This window comes from Mucilaginibacter sp. P4_D1, assembly GCF_056401935.1.
Map to the genome: position 1 here is coordinate 20,687 of NZ_JBFUIJ010000044.1, position 24,233 is coordinate 44,919.

The 24,233-nt window shown below is 42.2% G+C and carries 28 protein-coding genes; 18 read left to right on the forward strand and 10 right to left on the reverse strand.

Going from position 1 to position 24,233, the window contains the following annotated elements; genetic code table 11:
• Positions 1-218: 218 nt before the first annotated feature.
• The 4 genes from tsf to AC1DV1_RS25645 all read left to right on the forward strand — a co-directional run bounded on the left by tsf (position 219) and on the right by AC1DV1_RS25645 (position 4,011).
• Positions 219-1,070, forward strand: a complete 852-nt coding sequence (gene tsf / locus AC1DV1_RS25630; protein WP_274211241.1) for a translation elongation factor Ts — start codon at positions 219-221, stop codon at positions 1,068-1,070.
• 253 nt (positions 1,071-1,323) lie between these two features.
• The gene (gene nagA / locus AC1DV1_RS25635) at positions 1,324-2,445 is read left to right on the forward strand and encodes an N-acetylglucosamine-6-phosphate deacetylase (RefSeq protein ID WP_477365590.1); all 1,122 of its coding nucleotides are present in this window, start codon (positions 1,324-1,326) and stop codon (positions 2,443-2,445) included.
• Positions 2,446-2,571: 126 nt separating this feature from the next.
• Positions 2,572-3,276 (forward strand): UMP kinase, encoded by a 705-nt coding sequence (pyrH, locus tag AC1DV1_RS25640; protein WP_477365593.1) that lies wholly within the window; start codon positions 2,572-2,574, stop codon positions 3,274-3,276.
• 222 nt (positions 3,277-3,498) lie between these two features.
• A complete protein-coding gene (locus tag AC1DV1_RS25645; RefSeq protein ID WP_477365596.1) occupies positions 3,499-4,011 on the forward strand; it encodes a lipocalin family protein in 513 nt (170 codons plus the stop codon).
• 118 nt (positions 4,012-4,129) lie between these two features.
• Here AC1DV1_RS25645 and AC1DV1_RS25650 read toward each other — a convergent pair whose 3' ends face one another.
• From AC1DV1_RS25650 to AC1DV1_RS25670, 5 genes are all read right to left on the reverse strand, one after another.
• A complete protein-coding gene (locus AC1DV1_RS25650) occupies positions 4,130-4,441 on the reverse strand; it encodes a hypothetical protein (RefSeq protein WP_477365599.1) in 312 nt (103 codons plus the stop codon).
• 82 nt (positions 4,442-4,523) lie between these two features.
• The gene (locus AC1DV1_RS25655; RefSeq protein ID WP_477365602.1) at positions 4,524-4,955 is read right to left on the reverse strand and encodes a DUF3805 domain-containing protein; all 432 of its coding nucleotides are present in this window, start codon (positions 4,953-4,955) and stop codon (positions 4,524-4,526) included.
• 151 nt (positions 4,956-5,106) lie between these two features.
• Positions 5,107-6,012 carry a prohibitin family protein gene (locus tag AC1DV1_RS25660; RefSeq protein WP_477365605.1) on the reverse strand — a complete coding sequence of 302 codons (906 nt, stop codon included), beginning with the start codon at positions 6,010-6,012 and terminating at the stop codon, positions 5,107-5,109.
• Positions 6,013-6,021: 9 nt separating this feature from the next.
• On the reverse strand, positions 6,022-6,210 hold the full coding sequence (locus AC1DV1_RS25665) for a DUF6358 family protein (RefSeq protein ID WP_477365608.1): 189 nt from the start codon (positions 6,208-6,210) through the stop codon (positions 6,022-6,024).
• A gap of 2 nt (positions 6,211-6,212) precedes the next feature.
• The gene (locus AC1DV1_RS25670; RefSeq protein WP_477365611.1) at positions 6,213-6,527 is read right to left on the reverse strand and encodes a rhodanese-like domain-containing protein; all 315 of its coding nucleotides are present in this window, start codon (positions 6,525-6,527) and stop codon (positions 6,213-6,215) included.
• 209 nt (positions 6,528-6,736) lie between these two features.
• Here AC1DV1_RS25670 and AC1DV1_RS25675 point away from each other — a divergent pair, with 209 nt between their 5' ends.
• Both AC1DV1_RS25675 and AC1DV1_RS25680 read left to right on the forward strand, forming a co-directional pair.
• Positions 6,737-7,837, forward strand: coding sequence for a DUF4407 domain-containing protein (locus tag AC1DV1_RS25675; protein WP_477365614.1), 1,101 nt, complete (start codon positions 6,737-6,739; stop codon positions 7,835-7,837).
• A gap of 98 nt (positions 7,838-7,935) precedes the next feature.
• Positions 7,936-8,364 carry a PepSY-like domain-containing protein gene (locus AC1DV1_RS25680; protein ID WP_477365617.1) on the forward strand — a complete coding sequence of 143 codons (429 nt, stop codon included), beginning with the start codon at positions 7,936-7,938 and terminating at the stop codon, positions 8,362-8,364.
• 33 nt (positions 8,365-8,397) lie between these two features.
• Here AC1DV1_RS25680 and AC1DV1_RS25685 read toward each other — a convergent pair whose 3' ends face one another.
• Positions 8,398-8,994: a flavodoxin family protein gene (locus AC1DV1_RS25685; RefSeq protein ID WP_477365620.1), complete on the reverse strand. Its 597-nt coding sequence runs from the start codon at positions 8,992-8,994 to the stop codon at positions 8,398-8,400.
• 467 nt (positions 8,995-9,461) lie between these two features.
• Between AC1DV1_RS25685 and AC1DV1_RS25690 the strand changes: the two genes are divergently transcribed.
• Genes AC1DV1_RS25690 through AC1DV1_RS25700 form a run of 3 tightly spaced genes read left to right on the forward strand, consistent with a single transcriptional unit; the run spans position 9,462 to position 11,745 of the window.
• Positions 9,462-9,701, forward strand: coding sequence for a helix-turn-helix domain-containing protein (locus tag AC1DV1_RS25690; protein WP_477365623.1), 240 nt, complete (start codon positions 9,462-9,464; stop codon positions 9,699-9,701).
• A gap of 51 nt (positions 9,702-9,752) precedes the next feature.
• Positions 9,753-10,400, forward strand: coding sequence for an HD domain-containing protein (locus AC1DV1_RS25695; RefSeq protein ID WP_477365626.1), 648 nt, complete (start codon positions 9,753-9,755; stop codon positions 10,398-10,400).
• Between the two features lie 34 nt (positions 10,401-10,434).
• Positions 10,435-11,745 (forward strand): carbohydrate porin, encoded by a 1,311-nt coding sequence (locus AC1DV1_RS25700; RefSeq protein ID WP_477365629.1) that lies wholly within the window; start codon positions 10,435-10,437, stop codon positions 11,743-11,745.
• Positions 11,746-11,857: 112 nt separating this feature from the next.
• Here AC1DV1_RS25700 and AC1DV1_RS25705 read toward each other — a convergent pair whose 3' ends face one another.
• Positions 11,858-12,916: a hypothetical protein gene (locus AC1DV1_RS25705; RefSeq protein WP_477365632.1), complete on the reverse strand. Its 1,059-nt coding sequence runs from the start codon at positions 12,914-12,916 to the stop codon at positions 11,858-11,860.
• A 153-nt stretch (positions 12,917-13,069) separates the two neighbouring features.
• Between AC1DV1_RS25705 and AC1DV1_RS25710 the strand changes: the two genes are divergently transcribed.
• A complete protein-coding gene (locus AC1DV1_RS25710; protein ID WP_477365635.1) occupies positions 13,070-13,600 on the forward strand; it encodes a hypothetical protein in 531 nt (176 codons plus the stop codon).
• A gap of 118 nt (positions 13,601-13,718) precedes the next feature.
• On the opposite strand, the gene AC1DV1_RS25715 is transcribed toward AC1DV1_RS25710, so the two are convergent.
• Both AC1DV1_RS25715 and AC1DV1_RS25720 read right to left on the reverse strand, forming a co-directional pair.
• The gene (locus AC1DV1_RS25715; RefSeq protein WP_477365638.1) at positions 13,719-14,201 is read right to left on the reverse strand and encodes a hypothetical protein; all 483 of its coding nucleotides are present in this window, start codon (positions 14,199-14,201) and stop codon (positions 13,719-13,721) included.
• An 11-nt stretch (positions 14,202-14,212) separates the two neighbouring features.
• Entirely contained in the window at positions 14,213-15,097 is an 885-nt protein-coding gene (locus AC1DV1_RS25720; protein ID WP_477365641.1) for a UbiA family prenyltransferase, read from the reverse strand.
• A gap of 143 nt (positions 15,098-15,240) precedes the next feature.
• Between AC1DV1_RS25720 and AC1DV1_RS25725 the strand changes: the two genes are divergently transcribed.
• The 8 genes from AC1DV1_RS25725 (at position 15,241) to AC1DV1_RS25760 (ending at position 22,391) form a co-directional block, all read left to right on the forward strand.
• Complete coding sequence (locus tag AC1DV1_RS25725; RefSeq protein WP_477365643.1) at positions 15,241-15,771, forward strand: YceI family protein; 531 nt, start codon at positions 15,241-15,243, stop codon at positions 15,769-15,771.
• An 83-nt stretch (positions 15,772-15,854) separates the two neighbouring features.
• Positions 15,855-16,967 carry a type III polyketide synthase gene (locus AC1DV1_RS25730; RefSeq protein WP_477365646.1) on the forward strand — a complete coding sequence of 371 codons (1,113 nt, stop codon included), beginning with the start codon at positions 15,855-15,857 and terminating at the stop codon, positions 16,965-16,967.
• A 5-nt stretch (positions 16,968-16,972) separates the two neighbouring features.
• Positions 16,973-18,097: an NAD(P)/FAD-dependent oxidoreductase gene (locus tag AC1DV1_RS25735; protein WP_477365649.1), complete on the forward strand. Its 1,125-nt coding sequence runs from the start codon at positions 16,973-16,975 to the stop codon at positions 18,095-18,097.
• An 18-nt stretch (positions 18,098-18,115) separates the two neighbouring features.
• Complete coding sequence (locus AC1DV1_RS25740) at positions 18,116-18,814, forward strand: methyltransferase domain-containing protein (protein WP_477365653.1); 699 nt, start codon at positions 18,116-18,118, stop codon at positions 18,812-18,814.
• Between the two features lie 9 nt (positions 18,815-18,823).
• The gene (locus tag AC1DV1_RS25745; RefSeq protein ID WP_090638707.1) at positions 18,824-19,888 is read left to right on the forward strand and encodes a sensor histidine kinase; all 1,065 of its coding nucleotides are present in this window, start codon (positions 18,824-18,826) and stop codon (positions 19,886-19,888) included.
• Between the two features lie 47 nt (positions 19,889-19,935).
• On the forward strand, positions 19,936-20,586 hold the full coding sequence (locus tag AC1DV1_RS25750) for a DUF47 domain-containing protein (RefSeq protein ID WP_439695592.1): 651 nt from the start codon (positions 19,936-19,938) through the stop codon (positions 20,584-20,586).
• A 20-nt stretch (positions 20,587-20,606) separates the two neighbouring features.
• The gene (locus tag AC1DV1_RS25755; protein WP_477365657.1) at positions 20,607-21,617 is read left to right on the forward strand and encodes an inorganic phosphate transporter; all 1,011 of its coding nucleotides are present in this window, start codon (positions 20,607-20,609) and stop codon (positions 21,615-21,617) included.
• 42 nt (positions 21,618-21,659) lie between these two features.
• A complete protein-coding gene (locus AC1DV1_RS25760) occupies positions 21,660-22,391 on the forward strand; it encodes a DUF4197 domain-containing protein (protein WP_477365661.1) in 732 nt (243 codons plus the stop codon).
• A 147-nt stretch (positions 22,392-22,538) separates the two neighbouring features.
• Here the strand turns inward: AC1DV1_RS25760 and porX are convergent, their stop codons facing one another.
• Positions 22,539-24,092, reverse strand: coding sequence for a T9SS response regulator signal transducer PorX (porX, locus tag AC1DV1_RS25765; RefSeq protein ID WP_477365664.1), 1,554 nt, complete (start codon positions 24,090-24,092; stop codon positions 22,539-22,541).
• Positions 24,093-24,233 lie beyond the last annotated feature (141 nt).

The following is a 24,233-nucleotide window of genomic DNA, read 5'->3' on the forward strand; positions in this document are numbered from 1 at the left end:
TATTTTAGTCGTAAGTACTAAGTACTAAGTCTGGAATTACTCTTAGGCTTTAGGCTTAATACTTACGACTTTTTCCATATAGGTTGTAGAATTAAGGTATATATACCGATACTTTACAACCTGTATTTTTTAATACTAAATACAGTTACAGGTTACAGGGGCATATTAAATTTGCCGGTGGCCTATAACTCATAACATACCACTTAAAACAAAAAAAGATGTCTACAGTACAAATATCTGCAGCCGACGTAAATAAACTGCGCCAGCAAACTGGTGCCGGTATGATGGATTGCAAAAAAGCATTAACCGAAACTAACGGTGATTTTGAAGCAGCTATCGATTTTTTAAGAAAAAAAGGTGCTAAAGTTGCAGCAAGCCGTCAGGACAGGGAATCAAATGAAGGTGTTGTTATATCGCGCACCAGCGCCGATGGCAAAACCGGTGTTATCATCGAGCTTAACTGCGAAACTGATTTCGTGGCTAAAAATGCTGAGTTCATCGCTTTCGCTAACGAAATTGCTAACAAAGCAGTTGAAAACCAGCCAAAAAGCATCGAAGAACTTTACGCGCTTTCTATCGATACAGAAAACACCACTACTACTATTGGTGAAGCTGTTATTGACAAAACCGGTAAAATCGGCGAAAAAATTGGTGTTTCTAAATTAGAGATCATCACAGGCGAAAAAGTTATCGCTTATGTACACGGCAACTTCCGTTTAGGTGTATTGGTAGCTTTAAACTCAAACCCTGAAGGTGCTGATGAAGCTGGTAAAGATGTTGCTATGCAAATTGCAGCTATGAACCCAATTGCGGTTGATAAAGATGGCGTTGATGCCACTGTTATTGAGCGTGAACTGGAAATTGCTAAAGACGTGATCCGCGCTGAAGGTAAACCAGAAGAAATGGTTGAAAAAATCAGCTTAGGTAAACTGAACAAGTTCTACAAAGACTCAACCCTGTTAAACCAGGAGTTTGTAAAAGATTCATCTAAAAACGTTGCCCAGTTCCTGGCCACCGTTGAAAAAGGCCTCACAGTAACCGCATTTAAGCGGGTAGCTTTAGGAGCTTAATTATATTATCCCCCTCGTTTTAAACGAGGGGGATTTTTTTTGCAATATTGTTTCGGATTTCGGCGACGACTCACCCGGTCGAGGCTACGCCCGACCACCCTCTCTCCGCGTCGCGCAAAGAGGGTTGAGGAAGAAAAAAAACTTTTCCGCCCCTCTATGCGGCGCAGCCGGAGAGAGGGACGAGCGAAGCGATGTCGGGGTGAGTCGTCTCCGTAGTTCATCGCAATGACATGTAGGTAAAACTTCAGGTATCATGATAACAGCACTCCACAATCTCCAACTCATCAGCAATGGGCAAATTACCCAGGGCAAAGCCGTTTTAATCTCAGGCCACATCATTATCGATGTTATTGATGATACAGCCATTCCCGCTGATGCCGGTAAGCATGATTTAAAAGGCTCATACCTTGCCCCCGGCTTTATCGATTTGCAGATTTATGGCAGCGGCGGCTTATTATTCGCGGGCACGCCAACGGTAGCTGCTTTGGAACGCCTGGAAAGCGATTTGCTTAACCAGGGCACCACCGGCGTTTTTGCTACTATAGGCACCAATACAAATGAGATTGTTGAAGCGGGAATTGATGCAGCTAAAGCCTATCGCAAACAAGCGAAGGGCGCTTTTTGGGGATTACACCTGGAGGGGCCTTATCTGAACGCGGCAAAAAAAGGCGCTCATCCCGAAAAGTATATCAAGAAAGCTACCCTTGCCGAGGTAAAAGGCTGGGTAGAACGCGCCGAAGGCGAAATAAAAATGATTACCATAGCACCCGAACTGCAGGACCAGGAAGTGATTGATTTCCTGCACAACGCGGGCGTTATCATATCATCGGGCCACAGCAATGCTACTTATGCCGAGGGAAAAGCGTTTTTAAACAAACCCATCCCCGCGGTAACCCACCTGTTTAACGCCATGCCGCAAATGCACCATCGCGAACCGGGCTATATCCCCGCTATTTTTGAAGAACGGCCGTATACCAGCATTGTAGCCGATGGTAACCATGTAGATTGGGCTATGATACGCCTGGCCAAACGCGAGCTGGGCGATAAACTGTTTTTAATTACCGATGCCGTTACCTCAACAACCGAAGGTGCGTACCAGCATCAATTAGTAGGCAATAAATATGTAATGCCCGACGGAACCCTCTCCGGTTCGTCGCTTACGATGTTAAAAGCCGTTGAAAACTGCGTAAAGCAAGTGGGTATTGATTTAGCCGAAGCCGTTAACATGGCTTCATTATACCCGGCCGAATTGGCAAAACACGGTAAAAAAGGCAAAATTGAGAAAAACTTTATTGCCGATATGGTTGTTTTTAATGCTGATTTTGAGGTAGAAGCAACTTACCTTAACGGTCATTTATTAACAAAGACAACATAAAATTTTAACACTAATTTTTATTCGCTACTTTTGCGGAACGACACCTCATATGAACAACGCTTTATCAATTCATGATATCTACAAAAGCAAGTTCCCTTTATTTCTGTTAATAACAAATCACACCAAATGAAGTACAAAAGAATTTTACTGAAGCTTTCGGGCGAATCGCTTATGGGTACCCGGCAATATGGCATTGATAATGCACAGGTTTTGCAATACGCCCAGGATATTAAAAGTGTTTACGACACAGGAATGGAAATTGCGATAGTAGTTGGCGGCGGTAATATTTTCAGGGGTTTGAGCGCCGAAAAATCGGGCATGGAACGCGCCCAGGCCGATTATATGGGCATGCTGGCCACCGTTATTAACTGTATGGCACTGCAAAATGCCTTAGAAAGTATTGGTGTTGAAACCCGCCTGCAGTCGGCTATTAAAATGGAGCAAATTTGCGAACCATACATTCGCCGCCGCGCTATGCACCATTTAGAGGTTGGTAAAATAGTGATTTTTGGCGCCGGTACCGGTAACCCATACTTTACTACCGACACTGCTGCATCATTACGTGCCATTGAAATTAAAGCCGATGTGGTATTAAAAGGCACCCGCGTTGACGGCATTTACACCGCCGACCCGGAGAAAGACCCAACAGCTACCCGTTACGATGAGATCAGCTTCCAGGAAGTGTATGATAAAGGCTTAAACGTAATGGATATGACCGCCATTACCCTTTGCCAGGAAAACAAGCTACCTATCATTGTATTTGATATGAACAAAGAAGGCAACTTCATGAAAATAGCCAGCGGCGAAGCCATTGGCACATTGGTAAAATAAGAGCCCTCCTTACTTTACAAATGAGCTCGTTTTTTATGTCATTGCGAGGCACGAAGCAATCCCGAACTATGTGGGACTTGGCATGTAGGGGATTGCTTCGTGCCTCGCAATGACGGATATTTTAAGCAAAGCGGGCTCACAACCTGCCGCTATACACTAATAAAATCTTAACGCTCCGTTATTCCGTAAATTGGAATAAACGGGGCGTTATTTTTTTAGTTTATGAAAGCAATTTGCACGGCACTCCTATTATTTATTACCAGTATGGCTGGTCCGGTTAATAAACCGGTAGTTAAGGTCGATCTGAACAAGTTTTCGGGCAAATGGTATTCATTGTCATCAATACCAACTATGTTTGATAAGGATACCAAAGAAACCACGACCAATTATACCTTGAACAAAGACGGCTATTATAATGTAGTAACAATAGCTAAAAAGGGAGATGATAACGAGGTGAAAACCTATAAATCAAAGCTTTTCCCGGATAAAGATGATAATGCGGCCCAAATGAAAGCCCAGTTTATATGGCCAATTAAGGTTGATTACTGGGTTATTGATATTGCCGACGATTACTCCTACGCCGTTGTTGGCCACCCCGATTTTAAATTCCTGTTTATCATGAACCGCAAGCCAACCATGCCGCAGGGTGAATTCGACAAAATTGTGGCCAAATGTAAAGCGATGGGTTACCCGGTAGATAAGCTGGTATCGCAGCATCATCGGGCAAACGAATAAGTGCACACGAATTTTTTCTAATTGGATCGAATTTCACGAATTATCGATTCGGCTAAACATAACGATATTTATATTACCTTCCTGAGAATGATAAAAGCCGCCCGGATGGGGTGGCTTTTTATTTTGATGATGTTATTGCAGCGTAGATAATAGTAAACATTATAGTCCCGAACCACAGCGTAAATACTACGGCGTGAATTGTTACAGCCATCCGGAAGATTTTGCCTTGTTTTATTAGTTTAAATACCGATCGGAAAAGCAGAACGATGTTACCGATGACGGCAATCAGGATGAAGAGTAAGTCGAGCCCCGCCCCGGCTAAATTGGTGGGCGAAATGAGTGCACCAACGATGATCAGTAAGATGGCAAATCCATAAAACATAACAATTGGCTGCCATTTAGTTTCAAGTTTATCTATTGGATTTATCATTGTTCAGGGTGTTTTCTTTAAAAAAAGCGATAAGCCGGAAAAGCTTTTTGTTTTTTGCGAAATGTAAACAGGTATAATGTTTTCAGTCCCAATTTATTTCAATGTTGCAAAGTATCTTCTCTACAATGCACAGTTCTTTGTCGTGGGCATCTGTTCCAAGAAACGCTATATTAACCGAAAAGGAGCATATAAATATAAAGTTTTGGGTTCCGGTCGTCCAGAAGTAGTTGAGCGTTTCATCACTGCCTTTTTGACTATAAAAGGCAGCATCCCAGTTTCCTATTTTCGTAGCTACGGCTTTCGGGTTACTTTTCAACTCACCCGCGATAATCGCTCTCGCTATATCGGGGTCGGAGCTATTCTCCCACTTATTTGGCGTTATCCGTAAATTGCCGCTCCATTTATCTGTATTAAAGAAAGCATACGTGCCTTCGTCATCGTCATATTCCGACCAATTGTCGGGCAATAGCGTTGAAAACCAGCCGGCTGCGGATGTAAATTTCCAGTAATCCATAATCTTCTCAATGTGATTTTAGGATTCAAGTTTACAATTAAAAACAGGCTAAACTAAAAGACTTCCGAAGTTTTTCAAACTTCGGAAGTCCGTCTATAATTCGTGAAATTCGATCCAATTAGAAAAAATTCGTGTGCAAAATTCGTGTGTATTATTTATCACTCAGCATTATCGGGTTTCCCTTGCCGCCGCCCATGATGATCACTTTGGCGTTTGACGAAGTGGCTATAGCAATCTGGGCTTTAATAGCCTCATATTGTAGTTGTTTATCCGACAAACCGGTCGAAAGGATTTTTTGGTAATCGGCAATACCCTGGGCCTCTACACGCTTACGTTCGGCTTCCTGCTTTTCTTTTTGCAATACAAATTGCATTTTTTGGGCATCCTGCTCTGCATTTATTTTTGACTCGATGCTGGCCCTTACAGAGGCTGGCAGGGTGATATTACGCACCAGGATCTGTTGCAATTCCAGGCCCCGTTTAGCAAAGTTGGCCGTAATAAACCTGTTTATCCTGTCCTGAAACTCCTGTCGCTTGGTTGAATAAAGATCGACAGCCGCATAATTAACAGCGTTATCGCGGATAGCCGTTCTGGAAACCGGGCGCACTATTTTTTCCAAGTAGTCTTCGCCAATATTTTGCATAATAAACGGCGCTTTATCGGCATTTACCTTGTACTGAACAGAAAGATCAATAGCCACCTCAAGACCATCAGACGACAGTACCCGGATTGCATCGTCACCCTCTTTTGAGCCTTCGTCATGAACGGCGCTCATGGTGTAGGTTTGTAAGCGCACATCAAAGGTTGTGATCTCGACAACGGGGTTAACAACATGCAGGCCGCTTTCTAATATATGGTCCTGCACTTTGCCAAAAAGCACTTGTACACCTACCTTTCCCGGCTCAATAACCTTGAAACTGGATAGCAGCAAGCCAATAACCACCAATGCCCCGCCAACTATACTTATGGTACTACTAAAGTGGCTGGCCGGTTCGGGCGAGCGTTTGAGTACGATGCCCACCACGAGCACGATAACTCCTAATATTGCTATAAACATGCAATGAAGTTACACCTTTTTTTGCGAGTTCTTTACGTCTTTTAACAGTCTTATTTTCAAGAAAACTACCACCAGGCCCACGGCAATAGCTGCAGCCATAACCGGGTAGCTTTTGGCCATAAAATACCGGTAAGCCACAAAGGCGCATAACACCAAACCAATGGTATACAGCACGTTAAGTATTAATTTAAAAGCCATGATTAATATACACTTAAGTCAGGGTCGATCTCGGCGGCCCAGGCTAAAATGCCACCACGCAGGTTATACAGGTTAGTAAAACCCCTTTGCTCCAGCTGCATAATAGCTGCTGCACTGCGCTTGCCGCTGCGGCACATTACCACTACCGGTTTATCTTTAGATACTTTTTCGCTCTCAATTAAAATGCCGCCAAGGGGGATAGATAATCCACCAAGGTTTGATGTTTCATATTCAAAATCTTCCCTAACGTCAATTAGCTGAAAATCTTCGCCTTTTTCCCTTTTCTCTTTTAATTCCTGTACGGTTATCTCGTTCATGATCAATAAAATTATAATCCAAAGGTAGCTTTTTTTCCAATGCAAATAATTACACGCAATTTTTGTAACAATCAATGCCTAAGAGCGTTTATTATATGATTTGCTGCACAATATGCTTTTTTAACCATGTTTGCCGGGCAAATGGCGGATAGTCGGGTTGATAATTTGACAAAAATATTAACCGGCATCTATTTAAAAAAACGATATACATGAAAAAAGTTACCCGCTTTTTCTGGTTTTGTTCAGGAGCGCATATAGATACACTTAAAAAATACCCCATCGAGCATAATAAGTATGTGGGCATTGGGGCTACCATATTTTTCACGGCATTGTTTGCATCTCTCTCGGGAGGCTATGCCATGTACTTTGTTTTTAACGGCGATGCCTTTGCTGTTGGCTTTGCAATACTTTTTGGCTTATTATGGGGAACGGCCATTTTTAATATGGACAGGTACATTGTATCGAGCATTAATAAAGAGGGGACAACCAACCAGCAGATACTCCAGGCATCACCCCGGATATTACTGGCGATAATGATTGGGATTGTAATATCGCGCCCCCTGGAACTGAAGATATTTGACAAAGAGATCCGTCAGAAATTAAAACTGTCATACCTTAAAGGCCAGCACCGTAAAATTGATACCCTCGAAAAAACGTACAATCAAAAGTATGCCATGGAGATGGGTAAAACCAGCGATCTGAAAAAGGAAAAAGATTCGCTCGAGAAAGATATTAACCGGAGCCGTTTCCTGCTTAACCAGGAGGTTTTTGGCGATAAAACCAATCAAACATCGGGCATCACCGGCTACGGCACCTACGCCAAGCAAAAACAAGCCGTGCTGGAAGAAAAAGAAGCGCGCCTGAAAACGGTTACCGACAACCTGGGTCAGCTTGACGAATACCTGGGACATCGCAAAGATTATGAAGGGCTAAACAGTACCCGGCTGTTTACCGATCATCAGCTGGATAGCCTGGCCAATGTGGCCGGTTTTTCTGACCGAAACTGGGCGCTGGGCCAGCTATCATACAATGAAAATGGCACCCGCGATCTCGACACGTATATGGCTATCTCATTTATTGGCTATCTGTTCATTTTATTTGAATGTTTGCCGGTACTTGTTAAACTAATGTCGCCCAAGGGGCCGTACGATGTTGCCGTTGCCAAAACAGCCGAGGCCAATATGTACATGGCCGACAGGGATAAAGACCTGAATATTACCGTGACCGATAACACTTACGACCATAGCCTGGAAACCGATGTGGAACGCCGGAAACGCGTGATTTCCTCCGAGTCGAAATATGAGTTTTAGGGATTAGCTGAACATCATTTCATTATCCAAATTTTCTACAAAAAGCGGCCAGCATTTCTCCAGATTGGTAGTTTATCCTTGTGTAAATTAAATTTATCATGAAGAAGAAACTATCTTTTTTAATGGCGCTCGGCCTTGCTTCGGGCGTTGTTATGGCACAGGACATTAAGTTAAAAGATGTTCCGGCCACAGTAAAATCGGCATTAACCAGCAAATACCCTGCTGCAACCAAGGTAAACTGGGAAAAAGAAAAAGGCAATTACGAGGCCAACTGGGGTGGCAAATCAGGAGAGGATAACTCTGCTGTGTTTACGCCAACCGGTACTTTTGTTGAAATTGTAAACGCCATAAAAATAAGCGCGTTACCTCAAAGCATTGCCCCGTATGTTGCATCACATTACAAAGGTGCAAAGATAAAGGAGGCCGGAAAAGTTACCGATGCTGCCGGCAAAACCTTTTATGAGGCTGAAATAAAGGGAGGCGACCTGATTTTTGACGAAACAGGAAACTTTGTAAAAAAAGACTGATTGATAATCTGCTGACCAGATATACGCCTGTTCCTACGCCGGAATGGGTGTTTTTTTTAATGCCTTAGCCACTGCAATTACATTTGCAGCAACCAATTTGGCAGTTTGTTTCGACCAATCTTTTCTGAATTCCGAATCGAGATAAGCCTTGCCTGGCCCGGGGCCATTGTTCCAGTACGTATATGATTGTGGGGCTATGGTAAAACCAACGTCCATTAGTCCGCCCGCTATTTCGGTAACTACATGCCTGGCGCCGTCTTCTTCGCCGGTAACTACAAAGCCCGCTACTTTATTGTAAGTAACAGGCCTGCCCTCATCATCTTTAACCGGGTATAAGCCGTTTATGCGCTCCATAACCCGCATGGCTATACTTGATAACGTGCCCATCCATGTTGGGGTAGCCATAATCAATATATCTGCGGCTAATAATTCTTTCAGTATTGCCGGCCAGCCATCGCCTTCGCCCATGTCTGATTTTGAGCCGGTTTTTACATCATAATCTGCCACGCGGATGATTTTTGTTTTGGCGCCAAGTTTTTCCAGCGCATGTACAACTTCCCTGGCCAACGCTTCGGTATTTGATGGCAAGGGCGATGGTTTCAGTGTGCAGTTTAATACCAATGCTTTCATGTATTGATAACTATGAAAAGCCTGTAATGTTTAATCCGGTATTGCCTAAACCTGATTTCGGGAATTATAACATTAAATGGTATGGCGTTGAGTTGTTGTCTAAAAAAGATTTTTTTAGGTACAACACCCCAATAAAGATCCTGAAAAAACAGTCTAACTATGAGTTAATATATACTACCGGCCCTGGTGGTGTTTTTTGAGGAAAAACTGTCGGACTTCTATTTTTAAGCTGAATTTAAAAGATGATGTTCAAATAGAGCCTCCTTAAACACCATACCCTGTTTCACATAGGTTAAACTCACTTTAAATTATTGGTTAAAAACACATTGGTAATACCTTGTTTCATTTTGTAAAAAACGGGTTTTACACCCTCTTTTTGAGCCCGTTAGAAAAAAAAATTAAAAACAAAAAATCCAAAGATCTATTAATATCGTAAACAATAGTTAGTTAACACGTTATTAGTAGTAATGAAAGATACGCTGAATTATAAAGTGAAGGCTATTGCGGCCAACATCAGGAAAACCAGGGAACAGTTATCCTATACGCAGGAGTACCTGGCTGCAAAGCTAAAAATATCGCAAAATGCATATAGTAAAATAGAACTTGGTTATACCAAAATAACAGTGGAAAGGCTTTTCCAGATAGCTGCCATATTGGAGGTTGAGGTACACGAACTGATAGCCACAGAAAATACAGCCGCCGCGTAATTTGCATTAAATAAGTTTCTTTTTCGCCGGGTAATGTATATTTGCAGCCGGATGGAAACAGGAAAATTGATAGATAATACCGTACAATTTGTACGTGAAACGCTAAAAAATGCCGAAGGTGGCCACGACTGGTGGCATATACACCGTGTTTGGACCAACGCCAAACTGATAGCCCAAACCGAAAAAGCCGATCCGCTTATTGTTGAACTTGCCGCATTGCTTCATGATATTGCCGATAGTAAATTTCATAACGGCGATGAGGAAATAGGACCGCGCACTGCCGGCAACTACTTGCTGAGCCAGGATGTTGATGCGGCTGTTATTGAACATGTGCAGCAAATTATCCGGCATATGTCGTTCAAATCAAGCTTTGATAAACAAACCTTCCACTCGCCCGAGCTGGCTATTGTACAGGATGCCGACCGCCTTGACGCCATTGGCGCTATTGGCATAGCACGGGCATTTAACTACGGAGGTTTTAAAGGGCGTGAAATTTACAATCCCGAAATTGAGCCCAATTTAAAAATGAGTAAAGACGAGTATAAAAATTCGCCTGCCCCTTCCATCAACCACTTTTACGAAAAACTATTACTACTGAAAGATAAGATGAACACCCCAACCGGCCGCCAACTGGCCCAACAGCGTCATCAGTTTATGGTAGCGTACTTACAGCAATTTTACCTGGAGTGCAAACCATAAGCCCCGATAATCGTTTCAGCATCAACTTTTACACATGAAAAAATCTTTACTTTTTATAACGCCGCTGTTGTGTACCATACTTACAGCAAAGGCACAGGATACGCTTAAACAGCAACGGTTTAACTTCCATTTCCAGCAAACGGTTATTACCCAGTATAAACCATCCTTCGGGGCCAATTATACCGGCGATAATAGTTTGCTTACCCAATCAGAAACGCAAAGCTCAATCACCACCACGCTTTTTGGCGGGGCCAGGCTTTGGAAAGGCGCGTCGGCTTTTTTTAATCCCGAATTGTCAGGCGGATCGGGCTTGAGTAAAACCCTGGGGGTTGCGGGTTTCCCCAATGGCGAAACTTTTCGTGTTGGCGGCTCGGAGCCTAAAATTTATATCGCCCGCCTGTACTTTACCCAAAATTTTGAATGGGGAAAAGAGAAAGATACCCTGCAGGACGATAATAACCAGCTTGCCGGCTTAAAAAGCAAACGCTATTTTTCGGTAACTGCAGGTAAATTTGGCATGGCCGACTTTTACGACGGTAACGAATTTAGCCACGACCCTCGCTCGCAGTTCATGAACTGGTCGTTGATGGATAACGGTGCCTGGGATTACCCCGCCAACACCCGGGGCTATGCCATGGGTATCCATACCGAATTAGGTATGCCCAACTGGACGCTGAGATTTGCCTTCACCATGTCGACAACTACCGCCAACGGAGCCATCTGGGATGCCAAAGTTGGCAAGGCCAACACGCAAACAATGGAGTATGAAAGGCGATATACCATCAATGGTAATAAAGGGACCGTGCGCATTTTAGGATTCCGCAATAATGGCAAAATGGGTAACTACCGCGATGCCCTTGCCGCAAGCGCTGTTAACCCCGTGGTTGATCCCAATTTAGTTTATGGCAAACACAAATACGGTTTCGGCATCAGCGCCGACCAGTACCTGAGCAAAGATTTTGGCGTATTTGCCAAACTGAGCTATAACGACGGACACACCGAAACCTGGTATTTTACCGAGATAGACCGCTCATTAAGCGTTGGAGGCGTGTTAAAAGGCAACTCCTGGAAACGCAGCGACGACGAACTTGGCCTTGCATTTGTGGCAAACGGCCTATCTGCCCCGCACCGCGATTACCTGGCCGCAGGTGGTTACGGCTTTATTATAGGCGATGGCAAGTTAAATTACAGCAACGAGCTGATTGCCGAGTTGTATTACAAGATTAACGCCTATCAAAAAAAATTCTGGCTTTCGCCCGATTACCAGTTTATTGTAAACCCGGCGTATAATAAAGACCGCGGGCCGGTGAATGTGTTTTCGTTAAGGGTGCATGTGGAGTTTTAGAGGAGGATGACCTCTATCTACATTTATTTAATTCATATCARCAGTTCAAAAACTTTTCACTAGCGTGCTGCTTACGAAAAGGAGAGTTGAGAAATATATAGCAAGAAAACTTCTATTTTGTTAAAAACGCATATATAAAACCTGCGATTATACTAGCTATTATACTTCCGAGATATGAAATTATAAATGCTGATGTTTGTTTTCTTTGCTTTAATAAAACATCTTCTCTGTTCTTTTTTGATTCTCGAGTCAGTACGATAAATGAATAATTTTTGAAATCTATCATTTCAAGAATCGTGACACCAAAGATGATCGAGATTAGTATTATTAAAAAGCAGCAAAAGAGAAATTGGGCAGAAGCGAAATCTGTGTGGTCTGTAGTGCTAAAATTTATTAGGTAATTGACTTTATCATTGATGCTATTGTTCTTAATAAAAGGGGCAACGATTTTTTGGGCCTCCTTTAAATAAGCCTCATTGCGTAAATTTAAACTATAAATACCTGCAAATGATATTATGGCAGCGATTGATGTAACAATTGAAAATCTGTGGTTTGCAATAAATAACTTAAAACTATCATCTTTTAATAATATAGAATTAATTTGGTTGGTTAAGAGGGTTTCGATATCGTTACCCCAACTCCGCGCGGTATGTCTGATGTTTATTTCAAAATGGCCTATTTCATCCACTTTTAAAACCGATTCTGTTAATATCAGATTCACCCTTATTAGATCAGCTATACCTCGATCGTGTTTAGTTGAAATAGTCAATTCTATTTCTTGTTTTTCGGGAATGGTTTTATCTGCAAATTGTATTAAATAACCCCAAGTCATAGTTACTTTTTCAGAAATTATAGGTTTTACTTCATTGTATGTAAGTAACTCATTTAAAGAACTTAATAAGACAGAAGAATTATCTGAGAAGAATATTTGTGTTTTTAATTGTATTAATGCCCCATTATTCTGTTGAGTAATTCTCTGATCTATCAAATCATTAAAGTTTTGTAAATCTTTTAAATGAATTTCAAATTGCCCGGAGATAATTTTGTTAATCGTTTGAGGTTGTCCTAATAGTGACGATACAAATTCTTTAAACTGCCCCTTTTCAAAAGGCAAGGTTAAATATCCTGCTTGGAAATCCTGCACTACAATCTTTGGTTTATTGTCGCTCATATTTATTAAGTTTATACCGATAAAAATAAGTATTTATTTATAGCGACATTACAGGCTAAATGAATATAAATAACAGACATGAATATTTGTAGGAGCCAAGAACATTGGGAAAAGTTAATTTATGGATTGATATATCCCGGGTTCGTCGGGTCTATGATTTACGAATTAATTCCACAAAGCGCCGACCAAGTAAAATCTTTAGCTCTTTATTTTACATTACCGATGGTCATAAAAATTCTAATTACTCTTTTTTATACAGTAGATTACCTTCATTTGTATGGTGATTTAGAAGATTTAAGCAAGGGTAAGGTGGCCAGGGATTGGATTTATGTTCTATGTGATTTCCTTTCGGCACTATTTTTCTTTTTGGCATTTGTTATGGTAAAACTTCAACACTTCGGCTTTGCATGTTTGCTAATTGGGGTGATTCCTTTGATCTTTGTTTCGTATAAACGGCGGAATTGTAATGACTTAAAATTTCAAATCCCATATGCAATATTTAGCATTGGCTATGTCATATGCTACCTGATAAAATTTGGTGGTTGGTGGTTTGGTGGTTCTGATTGGTCTTTGTTTTGGCTAGTATTATTTTCGTTGATAATTGATGTCTTATATGTAATCTTTTACTATAATCGATTTTCAAAAGATGGGGATGATAAAATTTATATGGAAAAAAAAGAATAAATCTCAGAATCTCTAAGGAGCGAATACGGGCTCACAACTAAGGCTGTGCATTATGAATAGCTTGGCTCCAATAAAATTGGAACCGCCGGCATTATTGGCCAACGAAGCCGACAACACGCTAATCATACCTGTACTTAAAATAATAATCCCGTATCGTGATGCTCATTTGTTCGGCATCGCCTGCAATTAAAATACCGGGTATCGAAATTCCGCTGGCTATATACCCGTAGTAAATCCTGACTACGGGGTTTTTTATTTGGGGCCAGTTACGCCACGTTTTTCTAAGCGACATTTTTAGCCCCTGTACTTTATCTATACTTTCAATGTCACGCCAGGCAATCGTATAGCCCTTTTTCCCGATAAAAATAAATTCGCGGGTAATTATAATAGCCGGGGTGCCCCGTAGCACATCATAAATGTGCCGGATAAAAAACATCAGGAAATAATCGACAACCAGCACCAATATTATCGCGCCCTGGTAATCTTTATAAATCAAAAGCTTATTAAAAACCGAATTCACCGGTTGGCTCATTAAAAGCACAAACAGTACGATAGGTAAAATGAAGTATGGATTGTATTTATAAATTCGCATGCCATCCATACTTCAATCTTTTAACTTATCAGCGCCAGGGTGCCAAAGTAAACCAGCATACAACCCGAACTTAAAAAGTTCATGCGCATGGCGTTTTTAAAATCGGCATTAGCAGTCGATTTTCCTACTTTGTAAAACCAGTAATTAAAAAATAAAAATATCGGGAGCGCGCATACCAGGAAAAAGTAAAAGTTGGCCATTTTGCCCTCCAGATGCCAATAATAAAATGAGCAGGCTATCCCCAGTGCAAACATAGCGCCCGAAAAAATGAAAGACCCCTTGTAGCCCAATAATAAACTTATTGTCCTATCGCCACGGCGGCTGTCTTCATCGTGCTGGTAAACCTGGGTGAGCGGGTACGATGCGCCTATCAAACATGAACAAATTGCCCCGGCTACAATAAACCCGGTATCCCAGTGCCTGAACAAACTAAGCCCGCTTAATGCCGAATAGGTGACATAATAGATAAAGCATCCCTGGAAAATAAATACCGTTAAAAAACTGATGATGGCGTACTTTTTTAACCGTGTAGCCGGATGGCTATACAATTTAGACATGATGCCATAAATAAGCACTGCCACCGCAAACTCCCAGCTAATTAAAAAACCCAGGCCAAAGGCCAGCGCCTCCAGCAGGATAGAAAAATAATACAGGCTGATATCAACCTCGGGCGGTTTTTCCAGCAGGCCAATACTATCCTCGTCCTTATCAAAATAACTGTTATACCCGTTACTTGCCGGGAACGCCAGAAAATGCCAGATAAAAAATATAAGCACAGCCTGCCCCGGCTGTACAAATGTAGCCTGGCTAAAAGCAAACAGGTAAACAGGCAACAAAAAAACAGAGAAAACAAAACGCATGTGGGCCCAGGCAGATGGTGTGGGGATTAATTGTTTCAATTTCATGCGGGCAGATTTATATCCATAGGTAAAAGCAACCAATACTATTTGTTGAAACGTATTAAACCTGCAGCAGGTTGCTTAATCTTACTAATGTAAAAATTAGTTACAGATAAATTATTATGTTTGAAAATCACCTTAGCAGCAGTATGACCAGGAAACTATTTAGCATTGCAATTTTATTTTTTTTAGCAGCAAACACGTTTGCGCAAAATAAAGTAACCAAATCGGCGGTTACTTTCAAAATCAAAAATCTGGGCTTTAATGTCGAAGGCTCTTTCGGGGGCTTTAACGCTGATATTAATTTTAAGCCCGCCAGCCTCGCAACAAGTTCAATCGAGGCCTCTGTGGCATCAAACACAGTTAATACCGATAATGAAAGCCGCGATAACCACCTGAAGAGCGAAGACTACTTTGATGCGGCTAAATATCCAAAGATCATTTTAAAGTCAGTTTCATTTAAACATAAAAGCGGAAACAACTATACCGGCAGTTTTAACGTAACTATCAGAGACAAAACAAAACTGATAGAAATACCTTTTACGTATGTTGAAGCAGGTAGCAGTGCCACGTTTAAAGGCGGCTTCCAGGTTTTAAGGACAGATTTTGGCGTTGGCGGTAAAAACGTAATTTTATCCAACGAGGCCAATGTTTCGATAGAAACCGAGATCAGCAAGTAAAGTCGTTAAGTCTTAAGTCGAAAGCTCTAAGTCGAAAGAGACTTACGACTTAGAACTTCAGACTTAAATAAAGCTAAATATAAATGGAGAGTTGCATCAGTGCCATCGGGATAGCAAATCCCCATAACCGGATAGCCCAGCAGGATATTTACCATTTTATGGTGAATGCTTTTGGGTTGGATGCAACTAACGCCGCACGCCTAAAAAGCATTTACGATAACTCCGGTATCGATTATCGCTACTCCGTGATCCCGGATTTTGGCGAAACCGATCCATCCAACTATACTTTTTTTGACACATCCGGAAGCTTTACCCCCTTTCCGGATACCCGCAAACGCTTAAAACTTTACCAGGACGAGGCGATAGCTATAGCTGTAAATGCAGTTAAAAACTGCCTTGCCGGTTTCGGGACCGATGTTATCAAACAAATTACCCATTTGGTTACTATCAGCTGCACGGGCATGCACGCGCCCGGCATTGATATTGAACTGGTAGAAAAACTGGAGCTTAACCGCGATACCGAACGTACCTGTATCAATTTTATGGGTTGCTATGGAGCCATAAACGGCCTTAAAGTGGCAGATTATATTTGCCGTGCCAACCCCGAAGCCAAGGTTTTGGTAGTAAGCGTGGAGTTATGCACCCTCCATTTTCAAAAAGATAATACGCTAGACAACTGGGTGGCCAACTCTTTGTTTTCAGACGGGGCAGCTGCAGTACTTGTAGAGAATACTTCGCAACGCATGGGGACTGGCACCAGCCTTACCTTAAAAAACTTTTACTCGGAATTTGTGACAGAAGCCCGTGATGATATGGGCTGGTATGTAGGCAATACAGGGTTCGAGATGAAGTTAACCTCGCGGGTATCAAAACAGATCAAAAAAAACATTAAGGCTTTAACCGGCCGCTTTTTGCAAAAGGCAAAACTTAATGCAGATGAAATAACCGCCTATGCAGTACACCCCGGCGGCCGCAAAATACTGGAGGCAGTAGAGGAAGCGCTGGAACTGCCCGAGGAAAGCAATGCTTTTGCCTATGAAACGCTGCAGCAGTATGGTAATATGTCATCAGCCACCATCCTGTTTGTACTACAAAAAATGCTTAAGGCCGAAAGTTTGATTGATCAAAAGATCATGAGTTTTGCTTTTGGGCCCGGGCTAACGGTTGAGGGTATGATATTGGAAATGTCTTGCTAAAGCCTATGAACGATGTAATTATAGTTGGCGGCGGCCTTGCGGGATTATTTAACGCGATACTATTAACCCGCGCCGGGCTTAAGGTTACCCTCATCGAAAAAAAAACATACCCCATGCACCGGGTATGTGGCGAATACATCTCTAACGAAGTAATCCCGTTTTTAAATACTTTAGATATCAACCTCGATCAACTGAATGTTGCCCGCATTAACAGGTTGGAGGTTACCGCTGCCTCGGGCGTTAAATTTGCTCAAAAGCTTGATTTGGGCGGCTTCGGGTTAAGCAGATATACCCTCGACAATTTTTTATACCATAAAGCGACAATAGAAGGCGTAAATTTTATGACGGGTACAAGGGTGGAGGATGTACGCTACACCGGCAATCAGTTTGAGGTGGTTACGCCCGGCGAAGTATTAACAGCCCCGCTGGTAATAGGCTCGTTCGGCAAACGGTCAAACCTCGATCAAAAATTGAAGCGGCCCTTCTTTTATAAACGCAGCCCCTACCTGGCCGTAAAATTCCATATAAAAATGGATTTGCCGCAGGATCTTATCCAGCTTAATAACTATAAAGATGGTTATTGCGGCGTGAGTAAAACCGATGGCGACAGATATTGCATGTGCTACATGGCGCACCGCGATGACCTACGCAAATACGGCAGCCTGCAAGGGTTAGAAGAAAACGTTATCCGCAAAAATCCATATCTCGACGATATATTTGCCAATGCCGAGTTTTTACTGGATAAGCCCGAGGTAATTAACGAGATCTCTTTTGAAAAAAAAGCCCCGGTTGATAACCATATTTTAATGAGCGGCGATACCGCCGGGATGATAGCGCCATTATGCGGTAACGGCATGACCATGGCTATTCACTCGGCCAAAATCCTGTCAGAAAAAATTATCAGCCATTACAAAACCGGCAAATTTTATGAAAATAACCGCATAGCTTTAGAGGCCGATTATACCGATGCCTGGAACCGGCAATTTGCGCAGCGGTTATGGGTAGGCCGGCAATTGCAGCGCCTGTTTGGCAATAACAACACAACCGCCCTTACACTTCGCCTGTTAAACGGCTTGCCGCCATTATCCAGGTACCTGATTAGTAAAACTCACGGAAAACCTTTTTCATAAGGTTATTGTATTGATACCATGCCCAATTTAAAACACCGCGCCTTTGATGCCGAAATCATGGACGACCTAAACTTGCCCGACAGCGAGATAGCCCCTGTGTTGGAAGGCCTGGGCAAGGTAAATTCATGGTTTGGCGGGCATAAGGAAGCAATAACCGCTTTAAAAAACTTCCCGGTAAAGCAAGGATATTCTATATGCGACTGGGGCTGTGGCGGCGGCGATACGCTGGTTTCCATTGCCAAATGGGCAACGCAACAGCAAATGGCCCTAAAACTTACCGGTATTGATGCTGCCCCTGCGGCTATAAACTATGCGCACAATGCGTCCAAAACGTTTGCCAATATTAGCTATGTGCAGGCCGATGTAATAAACGATACCCATCTTTTAGGCAGCCACGATATCATTATCAGCAACTTGTTTACGCATCATTTTGACGACGAACATTGGATCACGATGATTAAAAATATGTATGCATCGGCCCAAAAGGGAATAATTATTACCGATTTGCACCGCCATTGGGCGCTGTATTATGCGGTTATCTTCATTACACACGTTTTAACCCGCAATAAAATGGTACGCTACGATGGGCCACTATCAGTAAAGCGGGGTTTTAAAAAACGGGAATTATTAACACTGCTAAAAAAAGCACAAATTGATAACTTTAAATTAACCTGGAAGTGGCCTTTCCGCTGGGCTTTAGTGATCTATAAATTGTAGCTTTACGCTATGAATTTGCGTGTACTGGTTTTAATTACCGCAACCGGGGTTGCCATAACCCTATCGGCGGTTAACTTTTATTTTCAGCATAAATGGTATGATGTGATGGTTACTTTCACCATTACCATAGCGGTAAGCTACTTTGTATTTTACTACCTGATAGAAAAGTATATTTACTCGCGCATCAAACTTATTTATAAACTCATCCACAATTTAAAACTGGGCCGCGATTTGCGCGATGCCCTGGGCGAACATGTAACCGCCAACCCCATTGACGATGTGGAGCAGGAGGTAAAAGAATGGGCAAAACAAAAAAAATCAGAGATTGACGACCTGCGCAAACAGGAAAAATTTCGCCGCGATTTTTTATCCAATATCTCGCATGAGTTTAAAACCCCGCTTTTTGCCATACAGGGATACATTGAAGCATTGCAGGATGACGACATGGAAGACCGCGAGATGGCGCGTCAGTTCCTGGAAAAAGCCTCTAAAAATGTGGATAGGTTAAGCTACCTTATTAAGGACCTGGATGAGATCTCGAAGCTGGAATCGGGCGAGATACCCATCAATTACAGCAAGTTCAAGATCAACGACCTGATTAAAGAGGTTTTTGAATCGCTCGAGATAAAAGGCAAGCAATACAAAATTAAGCTGATTTTTAAGCAGAAATATGATGAAGGCATCATTGTATATGCCGACAGGGAAAAAATAAGGCAGGTATTGGTTAACCTGATTGATAACTCATTTAAGTACGGTAAAGAAGAAGGAAGCACATCATTAAGCCTTTTTGTACTTGACGATCAGGTTTTGGTTGAAGTTACCGACGATGGCATTGGCATTGAAGAAAAGTTTTTACCGCGCCTGTTCGAGCGCTTTTACCGCACAGATACCAGCCGGTCGCGCCAAATTGGGGGATCTGGATTGGGCCTGGCCATTGTAAAACACATTATTGAGGCGCACCAGCAAACCATTAATGTGCGCAGTACCGAGGGGTTGGGATCAACTTTTGGCTTTACTTTGCAAAGAGCAAAACAAACTTTACCTTTCCCCAATATACCAGTGTTAAAAAGTTAACATTAATTTAACATAGCAACCGTACCTTTACACCAATTTTAAGCATCATGTCATTAAACAGCATTTTCCAATACTTTGTACCTAAGGACAAAAAAATATTTTTTCCTTTATTTGAGCAGGCAGCAAACAATGTAGTAGCAATGGCTACTATTTTGGTAGAGGCTGTTAACTCCAATAACTCCACCACCCGCGAAGAGCTGTTTAAACAAATTGACAAGCTTGAAAACAAAGGCGATGAATTTACCCACCAGATATACCTGGAACTGGGCAAAAACTTTATTACCCCTTTTGACCGCGAAGACATCCACGCATTAGCTACAGCTATTGATGATGTTGCCGATTACATCCAGGGCGCTGCCAACCGCATGAGCCTTTACCGGATAGATGATTTTAATGAGCACATCCGCAAACTATCTGACCTGATCCTCCAGGCAAGCATCGACCTGGAAAAAGCAGTACGCGAGTTAAAAGACCTGCGCAACGTGCGCAACATTGCCGATTCGTGCATCAGGATAAACAGCGTGGAAAACCAGGCCGATTATGTATTTGACCGCGCCGTGGCCGATTTGTTCCTTTACGAAAAAGATGCTATCCGCCTGATAAAATATAAAGAAATCCTTGCCGCCCTTGAAACCGCAACAGATATGTGCGAAGATGCGGCCAATGTAATGGAATCTATTTTAGTTAAAAACGCTTAAGCATACCTAATCATCACTAAATGGTTACCTCCCTACTTGTTGTTATAGTTTTACTTGCACTCGTTTTTGATTACACCAACGGTTTTCATGATGCTGCCAACTCTATTGCAACCATCGTATCAACAAAAGTACTTACGCCTTTTCAGGCTGTATTGCTTGCCGCTGTATTTAACTTTGCCGCGTACTTTTTTATAAAAGACCATAAGGTGGCCAATACGGTATCAAAAATTGTATTGGAACATTATGTTACCCTGCACGTAATATTGGCCGGTTTAGTAGCCGCTATATCCTGGAATTTAATTACCTGGTGGTTTGGTATCCCTTCAAGTTCATCGCATACGCTAATTGGCGGCTTTGCCGGCGCGGGTATGACCAATGCTATTTACATGGGTGCCAATGCGCTACACGCCATCGAGATGCAGTATGTGCTTAAAATCATCGCTTATATTGTTTTGGCGCCCTTTATAGGTTTACTTATAGCCTATGTGGTAACTATACTGATACTAAACATCTGTAAACGCGCAAAGCCTGCTACTGCCGAGCGTTGGTTTAAAAGACTGCAATTGGTATCGGCAGCGGCTTTAAGCTTTGCACACGGTGGTAATGATGCCCAAAAGGTAATGGGTATATTATATGTAACCTTAATTGCGGGCAAAGTAATTCATGCAGGCGCACCTATGCCAGATTGGATTCCGTTGGCTTGTTATACCGCTATAGCGGCAGGTACCATGAGCGGTGGCTGGAAAATTGTTAAAACCATGGGCTCAAAAATAACCAAGGTAACCCCGTTGGAAGGTGTAAGTGCCGAAACAGCAGGTGCCATTACCCTGTTCATTACCGAAAGGTTTGGTATCCCGGTTTCTACCACGCATACCATCACGGGCTCTATCATTGGGGTTGGTTTAACTAAACGTGTATCTGCTGTACGCTGGGGTGTAACCATTAACCTTATCTGGGCCTGGATTATCACCATTCCAATTTCTGCTTTAATTGCAGCAGGCGTATTTGCCCTGTTAAAAGTGTTGGGATAATTTACTGGTAGTTGGCTCTATTTTTGCTAATTTTAGGCCACTATGAAAAAACAGATATTAATCCTTACAGCACTGCTGTCTTTTATAACTTTAAGCAGCTGCGATACACTGAACCAGGTGGCACAAGCCGCAACAACCAGTACGCAGGGAACACCTACTACGTTTGAGATAGGTAACGGCCTTAAGCAGGCCCTTGAGATAGGTACCGGCAAAAGCTCGGATAAGCTATCGGCAATAGATGGTTTTTTAAAGAACGCCGAAGTTAAAATACTTTTCCCGCCCGAAGCACAAAAAGCAGAAAGAACATTGCGCAGCATAGGTTTGGGCAGCCTTTGCGATAACGTGATAACTTCCCTTAACCATGCTGCCGAAGATGCCGCTGTAAAGGCTAAACCCATATTTATTGGCGCCATAAAGCAAATGACCCTACAGGATGTTACCAACATTTTGTTGGGCAGCCAGGATGCAGCAACCCAATACTTTAAAAAAACTACAACTTTACAATTGGCCGGCCAGTTTAAACCCGTAATTCAGGCAAGCTTAAACAAAGTTGGCGCTACAAAATATTATACCGATGCTGCGCAGGCTTACAACAAAGTTCCTTTTGTATCAAAAATAAACCCGGATATTACCGACTATGTAACCCAGAAAGCTATTGACGGCTTATTTGTAGAGATAGCAAAAGAGGAATTAAACATTCGCCAAAACCTGGGCGCGCGTACAACACCATTACTGCAAAAGGTATTCTCTTTTGCTGATAAGCAAAAGAAATAGCCCCCCAGCCCCCTGAAGGGGGAGTTTTTGATTTGCAAATGGGGGATATGCAAACTTTAAAAAACAAACGGCCTGTCAGATTTCCTGGCAGGCCGTTTGTTTTTAAGTCTCCCCTTCAGGGGAGATTTAGAGGGGATTGGGGGCTCCCTACTTCGGCCCGTAAGTTACTATCGGTATAATCATTTCCTCAAACGAAATTCCTCCGTGCTGGAAGGTTTCGTTATAAAAATTAACAAAATGATTATAGTTATTAGGGTATACAAAATAGCTATCCTCTTTGGCAAACACAAAGCTTGAGCTTAAGTGCAGCTTGGGCAACATCGCATCGTGCGGGTTGCGGATGTGGAATACTTCCTTAGCGTTATAGTTCAGGTTTTTGCCTTGTTTGTAACGTAAGTTGGTATTGGTATTCCTATCACCTACAATTTTGCTTGGGTTTTTTACGCGGATGGTGCCGTGGTCGGTTGTAATAATTACACGCACCTGTTTCTGGGCCAAAAACTTCAACAGGTCAAACAGGGGCGAGTGCTCAAACCACGAGAGTGTTAATGAACGGTAAGCCGCATCATCACTTGCCAGTTCGCGGATCATCTGCATATCGGTACGGGCGTGCGATAGCATATCCACAAAGTTGTAAACAACCACATTCAGTTCGTTGTTCATCAGGTTGCTAACCGACTCATTCAATGCACGGCCTTCATCAATATTCAGAATTTTATGGTACGAGTATTTGCAGTCGCGGCGTAACACACGTTTCAAATGATCGGCAACAAATTCCGATTCGTAAAGGTTTTTACCACCTTCATCCTCGTCATTTTGCCACATTTGCGGGTAACGTTTTTCCATATCCAAAGGCATAAGGCCGCTAAAAATGGAGTTACGGGCGTATTGCGTTGCTGTAGGTAAAATACTGTAGTAAGTATCTTCTTCCTCCATCCTGAAATATTCGGAGATGATAGGGTTGATAATCTTAAACTGATCGTACCGCAGGTTATCTATCAATATAAAAAACAGCGGCCCTTTGCCATCCATTTTAGGGAACACCTTCTTTTTAAACAATTGCGGAGAACTTGTAGGCGCCGAATCGGGATTTTTTATCCAGTTTAAATAGTTGCGTTCAATAAATTTGCAAAACTGCATGTTGGCTTCGGCCTTTTGCATGGTCAAAATTTCGTGCATGCCGGCATCTTCCAGTTTCTCCAGTTCCAACTCCCAATAAATGAGTTTTTTGTACACGTCAACCCATTCCTGGTGGCTCAGGTTATCGTTCAACGTCATCCCCAGTGTACGGAAGTCCATTTGGTAGGCCATGGTAGTTTTTTCGGTTACCAGGCGCTTATTTTCCGTTAGTTTTTTAATGGTAAGCAATATCTGTTTTGGGTGCACCGGCTTTATCAGGTAATCATCTATTTTTGAGCCGATGGCATCCTCCATCAAATATTCTTCTTCGTTTTTGGTTATCAGCACAATAGGTACATCATTATTGATGTTTTTTATTTGCTGCAGTGTTTCTAACCCGGTAAGGCCCGGCATATTCTCATCTAAAAAAACAAGGTCGAAGTAGCCGCCTTTAAAAGCGTCAACGGCATCATTGCCGTTAGTGACAGTCGTAATTTTATAACCTTTTTCACTTAAGAATAATACATGTGGTCGTAACAGGTCAATTTCGTCATCAGCCCATAAAATGGTGGTATCTTGCATAGTATCTGGATTAAAAATATTCTGAATCAGAATTTTCAGGATTTGAGAATTTTCAGAATTGTTGAATTTGGCGAATAAGATTAAGTTAAGTCAAATATCCTGTTTTTAATCAGTTATATTCTGTTAATTCTTAAATTCTGG

Bases quoted from the DNA above. Each gene is read 5' to 3' on its own strand.
- AC1DV1_RS25645 (WP_477365596.1), top strand. From the start codon at position 3,499: ATGAAAGCAATTTGCACGGCACTCCTATTATTTATTACCAGTATGGCT.
- AC1DV1_RS25740 (WP_477365653.1), top strand. From the start codon at position 18,116: ATGCCCAATTTAAAACACCGCGCCTTTGATGCCGAAATCATGGACGAC.
- AC1DV1_RS25755 (WP_477365657.1), top strand. From the start codon at position 20,607: ATGGTTACCTCCCTACTTGTTGTTATAGTTTTACTTGCACTCGTTTTT.
- AC1DV1_RS25685 (WP_477365620.1), bottom strand. From the start codon at position 8,994: ATGAAAGCATTGGTATTAAACTGCACACTGAAACCATCGCCCTTGCCA.
- AC1DV1_RS25720 (WP_477365641.1), bottom strand. From the start codon at position 15,097: ATGAAATTGAAACAATTAATCCCCACACCATCTGCCTGGGCCCACATG.
- AC1DV1_RS25715 (WP_477365638.1), bottom strand. From the start codon at position 14,201: ATGGATGGCATGCGAATTTATAAATACAATCCATACTTCATTTTACCT.
- AC1DV1_RS25680 (WP_477365617.1), top strand. From the start codon at position 7,936: ATGAAGAAGAAACTATCTTTTTTAATGGCGCTCGGCCTTGCTTCGGGC.
- AC1DV1_RS25760 (WP_477365661.1), top strand. From the start codon at position 21,660: ATGAAAAAACAGATATTAATCCTTACAGCACTGCTGTCTTTTATAACT.
- AC1DV1_RS25670 (WP_477365611.1), bottom strand. From the start codon at position 6,527: ATGAACGAGATAACCGTACAGGAATTAAAAGAGAAAAGGGAAAAAGGC.
- AC1DV1_RS25650 (WP_477365599.1), bottom strand. From the start codon at position 4,441: ATGATAAATCCAATAGATAAACTTGAAACTAAATGGCAGCCAATTGTT.
- AC1DV1_RS25725 (WP_477365643.1), top strand. From the start codon at position 15,241: ATGACCAGGAAACTATTTAGCATTGCAATTTTATTTTTTTTAGCAGCA.
- porX (WP_477365664.1), bottom strand. From the start codon at position 24,092: ATGCAAGATACCACCATTTTATGGGCTGATGACGAAATTGACCTGTTA.
- AC1DV1_RS25710 (WP_477365635.1), top strand. From the start codon at position 13,070: ATGATTTACGAATTAATTCCACAAAGCGCCGACCAAGTAAAATCTTTA.
- AC1DV1_RS25735 (WP_477365649.1), top strand. From the start codon at position 16,973: ATGAACGATGTAATTATAGTTGGCGGCGGCCTTGCGGGATTATTTAAC.
- AC1DV1_RS25665 (WP_477365608.1), bottom strand. From the start codon at position 6,210: ATGGCTTTTAAATTAATACTTAACGTGCTGTATACCATTGGTTTGGTG.
- AC1DV1_RS25660 (WP_477365605.1), bottom strand. From the start codon at position 6,012: ATGTTTATAGCAATATTAGGAGTTATCGTGCTCGTGGTGGGCATCGTA.
- AC1DV1_RS25705 (WP_477365632.1), bottom strand. From the start codon at position 12,916: ATGAGCGACAATAAACCAAAGATTGTAGTGCAGGATTTCCAAGCAGGA.
- nagA (WP_477365590.1), top strand. From the start codon at position 1,324: ATGATAACAGCACTCCACAATCTCCAACTCATCAGCAATGGGCAAATT.
- AC1DV1_RS25750 (WP_439695592.1), top strand. From the start codon at position 19,936: ATGTCATTAAACAGCATTTTCCAATACTTTGTACCTAAGGACAAAAAA.
- AC1DV1_RS25745 (WP_090638707.1), top strand. From the start codon at position 18,824: ATGAATTTGCGTGTACTGGTTTTAATTACCGCAACCGGGGTTGCCATA.
- pyrH (WP_477365593.1), top strand. From the start codon at position 2,572: ATGAAGTACAAAAGAATTTTACTGAAGCTTTCGGGCGAATCGCTTATG.
- AC1DV1_RS25675 (WP_477365614.1), top strand. From the start codon at position 6,737: ATGAAAAAAGTTACCCGCTTTTTCTGGTTTTGTTCAGGAGCGCATATA.
- AC1DV1_RS25690 (WP_477365623.1), top strand. From the start codon at position 9,462: ATGAAAGATACGCTGAATTATAAAGTGAAGGCTATTGCGGCCAACATC.
- AC1DV1_RS25700 (WP_477365629.1), top strand. From the start codon at position 10,435: ATGAAAAAATCTTTACTTTTTATAACGCCGCTGTTGTGTACCATACTT.
- tsf (WP_274211241.1), top strand. From the start codon at position 219: ATGTCTACAGTACAAATATCTGCAGCCGACGTAAATAAACTGCGCCAG.
- AC1DV1_RS25655 (WP_477365602.1), bottom strand. From the start codon at position 4,955: ATGGATTACTGGAAATTTACATCCGCAGCCGGCTGGTTTTCAACGCTA.
- AC1DV1_RS25695 (WP_477365626.1), top strand. From the start codon at position 9,753: ATGGAAACAGGAAAATTGATAGATAATACCGTACAATTTGTACGTGAA.
- AC1DV1_RS25730 (WP_477365646.1), top strand. From the start codon at position 15,855: ATGGAGAGTTGCATCAGTGCCATCGGGATAGCAAATCCCCATAACCGG.